Annotated in this window: 7 protein-coding genes and 1 other RNA gene; 7 read left to right on the forward strand and 1 reads right to left on the reverse strand. The window is 34.8% G+C overall.

Annotation, left to right across the window (positions count from 1 at the left end; translation table 11 throughout):
* The first annotated feature begins 192 nt into the window (after nt 1–192).
* The 7 genes from P2W75_RS18620 to P2W75_RS18650 all read left to right on the forward strand — a co-directional run bounded on the left by P2W75_RS18620 (nt 193) and on the right by P2W75_RS18650 (nt 12,955).
* Nucleotides 193–2,637 (forward strand): glycoside hydrolase family 3 protein, encoded by a 2,445-nt coding sequence (locus tag P2W75_RS18620; protein ID WP_276381624.1) that lies wholly within the window; start codon nt 193–195, stop codon nt 2,635–2,637.
* A 255-nt stretch (nt 2,638–2,892) separates the two neighbouring features.
* Nucleotides 2,893–3,462 (forward strand): RNA polymerase sigma factor, encoded by a 570-nt coding sequence (locus P2W75_RS18625; protein WP_276381625.1) that lies wholly within the window; start codon nt 2,893–2,895, stop codon nt 3,460–3,462.
* Between the two features lie 197 nt (nt 3,463–3,659).
* A complete protein-coding gene (locus P2W75_RS18630) occupies nt 3,660–4,799 on the forward strand; it encodes a FecR family protein (RefSeq protein ID WP_276381626.1) in 1,140 nt (379 codons plus the stop codon).
* A gap of 135 nt (nt 4,800–4,934) precedes the next feature.
* On the forward strand, nt 4,935–8,567 hold the full coding sequence (locus P2W75_RS18635; RefSeq protein ID WP_276381627.1) for a SusC/RagA family TonB-linked outer membrane protein: 3,633 nt from the start codon (nt 4,935–4,937) through the stop codon (nt 8,565–8,567).
* 4 nt (nt 8,568–8,571) lie between these two features.
* Entirely contained in the window at nt 8,572–9,996 is a 1,425-nt protein-coding gene (locus P2W75_RS18640) for a RagB/SusD family nutrient uptake outer membrane protein (RefSeq protein ID WP_276381628.1), read from the forward strand.
* A 5-nt stretch (nt 9,997–10,001) separates the two neighbouring features.
* Nucleotides 10,002–12,437: a zinc-dependent metalloprotease gene (locus P2W75_RS18645; protein WP_276381629.1), complete on the forward strand. Its 2,436-nt coding sequence runs from the start codon at nt 10,002–10,004 to the stop codon at nt 12,435–12,437.
* Entirely contained in the window at nt 12,434–12,955 is a 522-nt protein-coding gene (locus P2W75_RS18650) for a DUF3347 domain-containing protein (RefSeq protein ID WP_276381630.1), read from the forward strand. The genes P2W75_RS18645 and P2W75_RS18650 overlap by 4 nt, the downstream gene beginning before the upstream one ends.
* A gap of 133 nt (nt 12,956–13,088) precedes the next feature.
* Here P2W75_RS18650 and ssrA read toward each other — a convergent pair.
* Nucleotides 13,089–13,485, reverse strand: a transfer-messenger RNA (tmRNA) gene (gene ssrA / locus P2W75_RS18655).
* Nucleotides 13,486–13,561 lie beyond the last annotated feature (76 nt).

A 13,561-nucleotide genomic window follows, 5' to 3' on the forward strand; every position in this document is an offset into this window, starting at 1 on the left:
TCGCAAGAACATAGTTAGAGTGTTTCCGTTTTGTTGGTTTTTTATACTTGATTTTCAATATGCTATGTGAAAAATAACATGATTTATTTGCTGATATGAAAAATAGTATTTAATATTGCTTCATTATGAAGCAATGAGATATTTTAGAATACATAATTTCATTGTTTATCCAGACTTTAAACTATCTAATTTATGAAATCAACTTTGTCAAAAACACTGAAAGCGACACTTCTGACCACACTCGTGCTTTCAAACCTGTCTTTTAACACAAAGACGAATGGTGAAGATCCAATACTTACCATCAACGGATTTACTTTTACAGACTCAAATAAAAACGGAAAATTAGATCCGTGGGAAGATACACGGCTTTCCAACAATGAAAGAATTGAGGCAATTATCAAAGAAATGACAAATGCCGAAAAAGTAGAATTGCTAGTGGGAACTGGAATGCCTGGAATAGAAGTGCTGACAGGTCCTATTGGAGATTCGAAACAAGGATTAGTTCCGGGAGCAGCGGGAGGAACTGCCGCTTTTGAACGATTTGGAATTCCTGCAACAGTTGTGGCAGATGGTCCAGCGGGTTTACGAATTGCACCAACAAGAAAAAACGATTCTAAAACGTATTATGCAACCGCATTTCCAGTAGGAACAGCTTTGGCTTCTACATGGAATAAGGCCCTTTTGGAAGAGGTAGGAAAAGCAATGGGAAATGAAGTGAAAGAATATGGAGTAGATGTTTTATTGGCTCCTGCTTTAAACATTCACAGAAATCCATTAAACGGCAGAAATTTCGAATATTACTCTGAAGATCCTTTGATTTCTGGGAAGACAGCCGCTGCTATTGTAAACGGAATACAATCGCAGGGAGTTGGAACTTCGATTAAACATTTTGCCGTTAACAACGAAGAAACCAATCGTTTAACTATTAATGCACATGTTTCTGAAAGAGCGATTAGAGAATTATATCTGAAAGGTTTTGAAATTGCTGTTAAAGAATCACAGCCATGGACTGTAATGTCATCTTACAATAAACTAAACGGAATGTATACTTCTGCCAGTAAAGATTTGCTGACGGAAGTTTTAAGAAATGAATGGGGATATAAAGGAATTGTAATGACAGATTGGTTTGGCGGTTTTCCCGGTTTTGAATCGATACAAAAAGGATTAAGTTCTGATGTTGTACAGCAGATGAATGCCGGAAACGATCTTTTGATGCCTGGAATTCCAGTTCAGAAAAAAGCATTGCTGGAAGCTTTAAATTCAGGTAAATTATCTCAGGAAATCGTAAATACAAATGTGAGAAGAATTCTGGAATATATTTTTCGTACACCCACTTTTGCGAAGTACAAATACAGCGATAAACCTAATTTGGTTAAGAATGCCGCCATTACCAGAAAAGCAGCTGCCGAAGGAATGGTTTTGCTAAAAAATGAAAATAATGCACTACCTTTTGCAGACAAACAAAAAGAAATTGCCTTATTTGGAGTGACTTCTTATGCTTGGATTACAGGCGGAACAGGAAGCGGAAGTGTAAACAATAAACACACCGTTTCTCTTTTAGAAGGCTTGAATGCAGCGGGTTATAAATTAGACAAAGAACTAGTTAACTTATATACACCTCATGCCGAAAAAGAAGTTGTTGCCGAAAAAGAAAGAAGACAAGCAAGAGGTATTTTGGCTTTGCCAGAAAGACTTCCAGAGTTAAAAATGGGCGATGCCTTTATTGCTAAAAAAGCCGAAAGTTCTCAAATTGCATTTGTGACTTTAGGAAGAAATTCAGGAGAAGGCGGTGACCGTGTTGTAAATGACGATTTCAATATGGCCGATGAAGAAATCCAAATGCTGGATAAAATATCCAAAGCTTTTCACGCCAAAGGGAAAAAAGTAATTGTGATTTTAAATATCGGTGGTGTAATTGAAACGGCTTCATGGAAGGATAAAGTAGATGCCGTTTTATTAGCATGGCAGCCGGGTCAAGAAGGCGGACATTCGGTTGCTGATGTTGTTGCAGGGAAAATTAATCCATCTGGAAAACTGACGATGACTTTCCCAGTGAAATATACTGATACACCTTCGGCTAAAAACTTTCCGGGATTCCCTGCTGATAATCCAAAAGAAGTAACGTACGAAGAAGGCGTTTATGTTGGATACCGCTATTTCACTACTTTCAATATTAAACCTTCTTACGAATTTGGTTTCGGGAAATCCTATACAACTTTTGATTATTCAGGTGTAAAATTGAGTTCTTCAACTTTTAAAGATCAACTAACGGTTTCAGTTACCGTTAAAAATACAGGAAAAGCTGCTGGAAAAGAAGTAGTGCAGTTATATCTTTCGGCGCCTTCAAAATCAATTGACAAACCGAAAGAAGAATTAAAAGCTTTTGCAAAGACAAAAGAATTGAAACCAGGTGAGAGCCAGACATTAACTCTGACACTTTCTCCAAAAGATCTGGCTTCTTTCTTAGAAAATAAAAGTGCCTGGGTGGCCGAAGCAGGAGAATATAAAGTGCTTATTGGAGCTTCTTCCTTGGATATTAAGCAAACAGCCTCTTTTTCGGTTACCAGTGAAATTATAGCAGAAAGAGTGAAGAAAGCTTTCGAACTTGATTCGAAGTTTTCAGAACTTAGACCATAGGTTTTTGGTTAGACATGTATGGTTGAAAAGCCGTCTCGGATTTTGAGACGGTTTTTTTAGTTTTATTGTACATTTTAATTCAATCAAAAAATGAATATTTTACAGATACATTACAAATTAAGAAGATGATTTTAAATTTATTCTTGTTAAAACCTAATTTTGCAAAATAATCTTTATTGTTTTAACGAATTGTCCTTTAGTTTTTGATGTGAAAATGCGTAATATTGCTTTTTTGATTTTTATATCTTTTAATTAATGCCCATTTATAGCCAATATGATGATCATATTTTACTCAATCTTCTGAAACAAGATGATCAGTTGGCCTATACAGAAATTTTCGAAAGATACTCCAGACTTCTGGTTAATCATGCTTATAAAATACTTAGCAATAAAGACGAAGCAAACGATGTGGTTCAGGAAGTATTTCTTTCTATCTGGAACAAACGTTTTGAATTAGCAGTTACCGGATCTCTCTCTTCTTATTTATACAAAGCTGTAAAAAATAAAATCCTAAATCATATTGCCCACGAAAAAGTTGTTTCGCGTTATGCAGATTCTATTTCAAACTTCATTGAAAACGAGTATGTTTTTGCCGATTCTAAACTCAGAGAAAAAGAATTAGAAGCTATTATTGCCAAAGAAATAGCTGCATTACCCGAAAAAATGCGTGAAGTTTTTCTGTTGAGAAAAGTCGAAGAATTATCATATGATGAAATCGCACTTAAATTGAACATTACCGATAAAACAGCGAAACAACAAGTCTATAATTCTCTGAAAATTTTACGCGAAAAACTCAAATCTATAATGAGTGTTTTTGTTTGGTGAATTTTTATAAAGGTTTTTGTTAATTTTTGTAATAGAATATCATCATAACTCTCTCATTAATAAATAGAAGATAACATAGCTTCAGATTTATTAATGATATAATAATATTTTTTTTGATTTTTTTTCATCTTCATCTATGACAAAAGCCTTTTATAGCTGTCTTACTTAAAAACGGGACCAAATTAGGTATTGTAATTATGAAAGAAACTGAATTTTTAGAACTGCTTCAAAAATATCAAAACGGTACTTTATCTGATGAAGATCGTGATAAATTAGACGCTTGGTATCTTCACAAAGCTTCTAACACTAACTCACAGCTTAACGAGTATGAACTCGAAGATAGTTATCAATATTTAAAGTCCACACTGCCTTTACAGCAAGAAACAAAAGTAATTGGCCTTTGGTCTCGTGTTGCGGTTGCAGCCTCTATAGTTGTATTGCTTGGCGCAGGAATATTTTATGTTACGGCTCCAACAGAACAACCAGTTGAGGTTGTTGCAAAACCAAAAGAAATTGCTCCCGGAGGCAACAGAGGAATTCTAACACTTTCAAATGGAAAACAGATTGTGCTTTCAGATATTTCAGCAAAAGATACAATTGCCAAAGAAGGCCAAGAAAACGAAGTAACCATAAAAATGAGTGCCGATGGAGTTATTACCTATGTTGTAAATCCAAACGCGGTTGAGGAAAAAAATGGAGAAGATGCTTTCAATACACTTTCAACTCCAACTGGCGGACAATACAATATTGTTTTGGCAGATGGAACCAAAGTATTCTTAAATGCTGTTTCATCGATTAAATATCCAACCCAGTTTAATGGAGATCAAAGAATAGTCGAATTGGAAGGAGAAGCTTATTTTGAAGTGGCGAAAAATAAAAACCAGCCTTTTATAGTGAAATCTGCAGATCAGGCTATAAAAGTTCTGGGAACTCATTTTAATGTTCATGCTTATGATAATGAGCCGATTATAAAAACAACATTGTTAGAAGGAAGTGTGGCGGTTACGTATCAAAATCAAAAAACAATTTTGAAACCTGGTCAGCAGTCTAATGTAACAGCTAATTCGAATAAAATTACCGTTAGAGAAGTTGATACTGATGCAGCGATTGCTTGGAAAAACGGCCGTTTTAAATTTGATAATGCCGATTTAAAATCAGTAATGAAGCAGCTCGAACGCTGGTATGGAATTAAAGTAGAATACCGTGGTGATGTTTCTGATGTACGATTCAACGGAGGAACGTTTAGGAATAAAAATTTATCTGAAGTATTAAAAGTACTTGAGCTTAGTAATATCAAATTTAAAGTTGAAGGAAAAACAATTATTGTGTATCCCTGATTTTAGATTTACCCGAATACATTGACGCTATAAATTAAAAAACCAGAGGCAGTTGCGATGCTTCTGGTTGTTAGAAAAGTTAATAGCCAAATGTAAGTTGTCCACCTATTGTTTAACTATAACCAATGTAAATGTATGAAATTAAATTTACAACCAAAAAAACCTTACAAAAAACTCAAAAAAAAGATTCCCAGGCTTAATCTTACTTTCCAATTATTGGGATTAATGTTTTTTATGCTTTTCTGCAGTTATACAGTAAAAGCTCAAAATGTTACCATCAATTTTAAAAATGCACCACTAGAAACCGTTCTAAAAGAAGTTGCAAGACAAAGCGATTATGAAGTTTTTTATACACAGAAATTACTGAAAGATTCTAGTCCCGTAACGGTGAATGTGAAGAACTCATCTTTAAAAGAAACCCTGAATCAAATCTTTAAAAATCAAAATTTAAAATACACACTTACCAATCAAACTATAGTTGTAACGGCTGCAAAAAACGAAGATCTGGGAAACGGATTAATAGATATTCGAGGAAAGGTAGTAAATAATAAAAATGAACCTTTTCCAGGAGTAACGGTTACCATTGCAGGAACAAACAGAACTAGTATTACAGATTTTGATGGAGGATTTTCTTTTGATAAAATTTCACCAAATGCTGTTCTAGAATTATCAGGTTTAACTATTGAAAACAAATCTTTTGGTATTGGAGGAAGATCAGAGTTTACCCTTGTTGCGGAAGATAAAGTAGCTGCCATGAAAGAAGTGGTGGTAACAGGATATCAAACTATTGCAAGAAGTAATTTTACAGGTGCAATTGCTAAAGTAGATGAAAAGGTATTAAACGAAAATATTAATTCTAATTTATCGAGTGCAATAGAAGGTCGTGTTGCGGGTTTGATGTTTCAGAAAAATCCAAGCGGACTTGGGTCTGATACGCCTATTTTGAGAGGTATTGGAACTTTTTCTGATAATATTGGCTACAGTCCGCTTATTGTAATTGATGGCCTTCCAAGCGAATTAACTTTGGATGAAATTAATCCCTATGATATTGAAAGCGTTGACGTTCTTAAAGATGCTGCAGCGGCTTCTATCTATGGTTCGAGGGCTGCAAATGGGATTATCGTTTTAACTACCAAAAAAGGAAATGGTAAATTAAAAGTAACCATAAACTCAGATTTCTTTATTTCAGAAAAACCAAATTTGAGAGATATGAACTATGCCTCAACAAGCGAGCTTATCGATTTTGAGCAAGCAGTTTATAACAGAGAAAGAGCCAGATTTGCAGATACTGCAACAATGTTTAGCAATTATGGAGATATTGGAAGCAGCAGTACGAAATATTATAGTCCGCTTTACCAGTTAAACAGAAATTTGGAAGAAGGAAAAATAGATAATGCTACTTACAACACGACTCTTGCACAATGGAGAAAAAACGATTACAATAAAGATTATCGCGATAATGTTTGGCAGAATGAATTAAGACAGCGTTATAATGTTGCTTTTTCGGGTAGTACAAGCAAACAGAATACATATGTTTCGCTTAATTACGATGAATCAAAAGCTCGTATAAAATACAATAAAGGGCGTGCGTTTAACCTTTATGCAAAAAGCAGTTTTCAGGTAAACAACTGGCTGAATGCCACATTTGGAGTAAATGGAACTTATAGTAACGATGAAGCGACTGAATATGATCTTGGCAATTACGATATTCAAAAACGATACGAACGCATAACCGATGATAACGGAAATTTGGTGCAATCAACAGGTGTAGCAATTAAAGATGGCTTTACTTCTAGTAATGTTATAAATCCGGCAATGGTTGAAAAATTACAAGGTTTGACAGGTTTCAAATCTTTGAATTTTAATGTTTTAGATGCACTTCAAGATGGTATTACAGAGCAGAATTCATTAAGTTTAAGAACTTTTGCTAACATAAAAGCGAAATTGTACAAAGGTTTGAGTTTTAATACCCAATTTCAATATGAGGTAAGAAAAAACGACAGCGAACAGTATTACGACGTTAACTCTTATAGAATGCGTTATGCAATTAATGCATTGACAGGATATAACCCTACTACAAATGCCTATACCTATGTTGATGGTTTTTCAGCAGGTGGAAGGTACAAGCAAATGAGCAGCCAAGCGAGTAATTATTCTTTTAGAAATCAATTAGATTTTAATCAAGAATTTGCAGATGGTAAGCACTCTATAAATGCTTTGGCAGGTACAGAAATGCGTGAGACTTATGTTCCGAGAACAATAGAACAATTAAGATACGGTTACGATCCAGTAACGTTAACTTCTGCCGTACTTAATAACCTTGCATTAAGCCAGACTGGAGTTTCTAGTTATATTTTTGGCAGCAACCGTACACTCGCAGCTTTAGGAAGATCGCAAACGGAGATTTTACACCGTTATTTTTCTGTTTTTAGTACGGCGAGCTATACTTATTTATCAAAATATAATATCACAGGAAGTTACCGTGTTGATAAAGCTGATTTATTTGGTGTTGATCCAAAATATAAAAACCGCCCGTTATGGTCTGCAGGTTTAGGATGGAACATCAGTAACGAAGATTTCATGAAACCGCTAAAATGGGTGAGTATGCTTAAATTGAGATCTACTTATGGTATTAACGGAAACGTAGATCAAAGTACAACTCCTTACATAACTGCAACTAGAAAAAACGATAACTTGTATCAGTCTTTACAATATACAAATATCACCATGCAGCCAAATCCAATGCTGAGATGGGAAAAAACGCAAACTGCCAATTTTGGGGTAGATTATAGTTTGTTCCGTGCCAAATTAAATGGTTCCATAGACATTTATCGCAAATACAGTACTGATTTATTGGCAACCACAGATCTTGATCCTACTGTTGGTGCCTTGTCAAGAAGGATTAATGCAGGAGCGTTATTAAATAAAGGTATCGAATTTACTGTAGGTTCTGAGTGGTTTAATAATGGTGATTTACGAATTAATTCAAATTTTGTTTTTGCCTTTAACAAAACAACCGTAAAAAAAGTTACAAGAGCTGAATCTACGGCTTCTGTTTATGTTTCTTCTCCAGCTAGTTACTTTGTAGAAGGGGATTATTTTAATAGCATGTATGCGTACAAATATGGCGGAATGGTTAATGGTTATCCTTATGTTTTGGATGAAAATGGAAATCCCTCTATTACTTTTGATGCAAATGGAAATCCAATTTCAACAAGCATAAAAACAATTACAAATCCAGATGCCTTACAGAATATGGGCTCTTTAATGCCAACTTATACAGGTTCATTATCACAGCGTTTTTCTTATAAGCAATTTGATCTAAATTTCTTATTTGTATTCTCTGGAGGAAATGTAATGCGTAAAGAAACATTAGACATGAGTTCTGATAACGTAAACCTTTCTGGAATTACAGATCGTTACACCGATATTAATAGAAATGATAATACTCGTTTGTTTGTAGATTTAGACGAAAGTGTTAGAAACTATGCTGGAACTATGAGCAGCCAATGGCGATATTCTACTGCAAATGTTGTAGATGGCGATTATATTAAATTGAGAAATGTTTCTTTGGGTTATAACTTACCAAAGGCTTTCGCCAATAAAATTAAAATAGCATCGGCAAAGTTTACTTTCCAGATGAATAATATCTGGTATTGGAGCGCAGCAGGAAATCATATCGATCCAGAAGTATATTCTGCAAATAATGGTACACGTAATTTACCATTACCTAAGACTTATTTATTTGGGTTTAATCTTACTCTTTAAAAAAATGAAAAACATATATATAACACTTTTGTCGTTTGTAATGTTTGCCGTAACATCGTGCGAAGATTATACAGATGTAACACCAAAAGGAGCTCTAGTAATCGAAACTCCAGAACAATTCCTAGAATTGGTATCACTACCGGGAAGAGGTTATCCCATTACTAACTTTCAGTATTTATCAGATGATCAGTGGATGAAAGAATCAAATGTAATTGGAAGAACATCAAACATCGATATCATTAATTTTACTTTTGATGAAAATACAGATCGAGTTTCTTTAATGACTGGTTCAAGTTTTTACAATCAGGCTTATGCATATATCAACAGATGGAATACAATTATTTCTTTAGTTGATAATAGTAAAGGAGATGAAAATATAAAACGATTAGCAAAAGCAGAAGCTAAAATTTACAGAGCCTACGATCACTTTTTGTTAGTGAATACCTATGCCAAAGCGTACGATGCGCAGACTGCAGCAACAGATGGCGGAATCTGTATCATGGATAAATTTGACCTCGAAGCGCAGCCTTCAAAATCTACAGTAGCACAGGTTTACGATTTTATACAAAAAGATATTGAAGAAGCTTTGCCATATCTTCAGGAAAAACCAGCAGATGTTTACCATCCGTCACTAGCATTTGCTTATGCTTTTAAAGCCAAAGTACATTTGTTCAAACGTGAAATTGCAAGTGCGAAGGAAGCCGCAGAAAAATCATTAAGTTACAGAAATCAAATATTTGATATGGTAGCCTATAATACACAAGGCGGACCAGCATCAGTTTCTGTTCCCGCAGCAGATAATATCGAAGTATTAAGTTATATGTACATGAATGGTTACAATGAACTGAATTTTGGACAATTGTATATCATCAGTCCAGAATTGCGAAATTTATTCGGAACCAATGATGCACGTTTTAATTTATTCTTCAACTCTACCAGTACAACCAATTTAGATCAAGGATCGAATACAGCGTACTGGGGAATACAATACACCAAGTTTTTTTATCCAACAGTTGGTATGAAAACCACAGAAGTATATTTAATGCTGGCTGAATGTTATGCTAGAGAAAATAAACTTAATGAAGCTGTAGATGTTTTAAATACTTTGAGAGCAAAACGCATTTTGTCAGGAACTGTAAACTTAACGGTGCCAGCGACGAGAAAAGAAACCATGGAACTTGTGGTGAACGAGCGAAGAAAAGAACTGCTTTTTGGTTTTAATCGATTTTTTGATTTAAAAAGATTGAATACAGAAACAGAATATGCAAAAACAATTACAAGAGTATTTCCACTTGTAAACCAAACTGTTCCGCAGAAAACATACACATTACAACCCAATTCCAGATTATACATTATTCCGTTCCCCTTATCGGCACTTACCAAAAATCCAAAACTTACATTAAACACAGACGAAAAAGTTCCGTTTTAATTACAATGAAGAAACTAATTATTTTACTAATCATGCTGTCTGCCGGACAGCATGGTTTTTCTCAAAACTCCGAAAAAAAAGCCGACAGTACGAGCACACTGACAAAAGGCATGCAGGCGTATAACAAAGTAATTACTGATAAAGCCAAAAGCAAATTAGGGCTATTTACAGTTAGCCAGGTAGATGCGAAATATTACTTTCAGATTCCAGACAGCTTGTTTAATAGATATCTGCTTGTAGTAACACGTTATCTTTCAACACCCGAAGGATTTGGACGTTTTGGAGGTGAAAAAGCCAATGAGCAGACCGTTTATTTTGAAAAAGGGGTAAATAATACCGTTTATTTACGATCCTTGCAATACAAGCAAGATGTTCGTTCAGCTGATTCGATGCTTGCAAAAGCATTAGCAGGAAGTAATGAAAACCCAATTGTTGCTGCTTTTCCAATCAAAACAACACATCCAGATAATGGAAATGTGGTGATTGAAGTAACAGATGCTTTTAAAAAAGAAAATCCGGTTTTTTCTATTGGAAGTACCGAAAAAACAGAAAAGAAATTGACCTCTCTTGCTGACGATAAATCTTTTATTGAAAATGCAGATACATATCCAATTAATATCGAAATAAAAACCACGAAAACTTATACAAGTTCTATAGCAAGCAGCGGTACTATAACACTAAGATTAAATACTTCAATAGTTCTGCTTCCAAAAATACCAATGCGTAAACGTTTTTTTGATGAAAGGGTAGGATATTTTGCTAACAAATATGTTTTGTTTGATGATGATGAACAGCGTGCTCAAACCAAATATATTATTCAGCGGTATCGTTTGGAACCCAAAGATAAAGACATTAAAAAATACCTTAATGGCGAATTGGTTGAACCTAAAAAACAAATTGTTTATTATATCGATCCGGCAACACCAAAAAAATGGAGACCCTATTTAATTGCAGGAATAAACGATTGGCAGAAAGCTTTTGAAGCAGCCGGATTTAAAAACGCAATTGTAGGTAAAGAATGGCCGGAAGATGATAAAACCATGAGTTTAGAAGATGCTAGATATTCTGTTGTACGCTATTATGCTTCTGAAACTCCAAATGCCTACGGACCTCGTGTAAGTGACCCTCGAAGCGGAGAAATTATCGAAAGCCATGTAGGCTGGTATCATAATGTGATGAAATTAGTCCAGAGATGGTATATGATTCAGGCTGGTGCTTTAGATCCAAGAGCCAGAAAAATGCATTTAGATGATGAATTAATGGGACAATTAATCCGTTTTGTTTCCTCACACGAAATTGGACATACTATTGGTCTTCGTCATAATATGGGAGCGAGCAGTGCCACTCCAGTTGAAAAATTAAGAGATAAAAAATGGGTGGAAGCCAATGGGCACACAGTTTCAATAATGGATTATGCTCGTTTTAATTATGTTGCGCAGCCGGAAGATAATATTAGCCCGCAGGGAATTTATCCTAGAATTGGAATGTACGATAAATGGGCAGTGAAGTGGGGATATGGCTATTTTCCAAAAGCAAAAGATGAATTCGAAGAAGAAACTTTATTAACTAAAATGACAACCGACAGTCTAGCCATTAATCCTAAATTGTGGTTTGGAGGCGAAGGCAAAGATGAAGATCCGCGAAGTCAGACAGAAGATCTTGGAGACGATGCAGTACTTGCCAGTGATTACGGAATTAAAAACCTAAAACGAGTAGTTCCTAATCTAATAGAATGGACATATCAGCCTAACGATGCTTATGATAATTTAGCAGATATGCATAAAGCTGTTGTAAGACAGTATACCACGTATTTATATCACGTATTAAAATATGTTGGAAATAATTATGTTACAAAAAGAACAGTTGATGAAAAGGGAATAGTCTATCAGCCCATTCCAAAAGCAAAAGTAAAAGCAGCCATAGAGTATATTGGAAGACAATTGTTTGTGGCGCCGCTTTGGATGTATCCGCAGGAAATTAACCAGCTTATTGCTTTAAAGAGAGAAGATCAAATATTAGATCAGCAGAATCAAGTTCTCAATATGCTTTTAAGTTCAGGAATACTTTATAATATCAGTTTAAAATCAATGCAGTTTGAAGGCGCTTATACTGTTCCAGAATTTTTAAACGATTTGCAGCAGACAGTCTGGGTAAAATTTAGCGGCAACGAAAAACAAGACTTTTACAGAAGAAGTTTACAGCGCAGTTATATCGAAAAAATGAATTTATTATTACTGCCAAAAGAAACTGAACCAGGAAAAGCATTAAATACCGCACAGCGCAGTGATATAAGATTATATGGAAGGCAGCATATTTTAAAACTAAAAGCTGATATCACAAAGTTGATGAGTACCACAACAGGACTCAATAAAGAACATTATGAAAGCATCCTTATAGAAATAGAAAAAATCATTATCAAATTAGACAAACCTACAACATGAAAAAAATATTAATTATTGCATTCGTTTTCTTAAGTACTCTGACTTATGCGCAGTTAACATCAAAAGAAGAAGTTGCTCAGGATTTAGTAGCAAAACGAGAAAAAGAGAAAAAAGAAATCACACAAAGTTATTTGAATTTAAAAAACAGTCTTTTAGTTTCAGATAGTCTTGCTGTAGTTAAAAACGCAGAAGCATTGAAAAATTCACTAAAAAATTTCAAATTTAAAAAGCTCAACTTAGAGCAAATGAGTGAAGCAACAAAAACAAGAAAAGAAATTATAGAATTATCAAGTGCTGTCGCAGCGACCAAAAACATCAATAAACAACGTAAAATTTTCGAATCGCTTTCTGCCAAATATTGGAGCCAAGCAGCAAAATTCAAACCAGCAGATGCAGCCCTGCATTTACAGGTTTGTCCAATGACAGGCGCAACGTGGTTAAGTGATTCTAAAGAAATTAAAAATCCTTATTATCCAAAAAATATGCTGACTTGCGGAGAAGTAAAAGCAAGTTTATAAAATCAAAAATTGAATTAGTTCGTATGGATACGGTATTCTGAATAAGGAGCCGTATTTGTCGTTTAGACGCAAACATCAAAATAAATAATTGTGAAATAAAAAAAGCCTGTAAACAAAGAGTTTACAGGCTTTTTTGTGGAGTCGCCGGGAATCGAACCCGGGTCCAAACAAGCAGCTAAAGAGCTTTCTACACGCTTATTTCCTGATTGGATTTTCGTTGTTGAGCTAGGTCAGAAACAACCACCCAACACTTATCTTCTTAAATTTCGAAATCCACCCGAAGCTCATGAATATCTAGGTTTATTTTTACGGTTCCCCTTGACAGAACGCCACAAACCAAGGCTTTCTAGGAGAATCCAGCTTCCCTACCTTGTAGGGACGTGGCTAATCGTACTATAATTCAGATTATGCAGCTAAAGCGTAATTATTTTCGCCGTTTAAAAGTGTGAGATCTTATATTTACGAGCAAGGTCTCAATGCTCGGCGTGCTTACTGTTCAACTCGACTCGCTGTCAAAACCAGTCGACCCCAAAAATAAGTTTGCAAATTTAGACTTTTTGAAATTACTTTCTATTAAAATTTTTTAAAAAAAGTCATAAAGTCCAA

This window comes from Flavobacterium sp. H4147 (genome assembly GCF_029360735.1).
GTDB classification, from domain to species: Bacteria; Bacteroidota; Bacteroidia; order Flavobacteriales; family Flavobacteriaceae; genus Flavobacterium; species Flavobacterium endoglycinae.

What these genes read in the sequence shown, in the direction of transcription:
- P2W75_RS18620 (WP_276381624.1), top strand. Translation starts at nt 193, where the DNA reads ATGAAATCAACTTTGTCAAAAACACTGAAAGCGACACTTCTGACCACA.
- P2W75_RS18625 (WP_276381625.1), top strand. Translation starts at nt 2,893, where the DNA reads ATGCCCATTTATAGCCAATATGATGATCATATTTTACTCAATCTTCTG.
- P2W75_RS18630 (WP_276381626.1), top strand. Translation starts at nt 3,660, where the DNA reads ATGAAAGAAACTGAATTTTTAGAACTGCTTCAAAAATATCAAAACGGT.
- P2W75_RS18635 (WP_276381627.1), top strand. Translation starts at nt 4,935, where the DNA reads ATGAAATTAAATTTACAACCAAAAAAACCTTACAAAAAACTCAAAAAA.
- P2W75_RS18640 (WP_276381628.1), top strand. Translation starts at nt 8,572, where the DNA reads ATGAAAAACATATATATAACACTTTTGTCGTTTGTAATGTTTGCCGTA.
- P2W75_RS18645 (WP_276381629.1), top strand. Translation starts at nt 10,002, where the DNA reads ATGAAGAAACTAATTATTTTACTAATCATGCTGTCTGCCGGACAGCAT.
- P2W75_RS18650 (WP_276381630.1), top strand. Translation starts at nt 12,434, where the DNA reads ATGAAAAAAATATTAATTATTGCATTCGTTTTCTTAAGTACTCTGACT.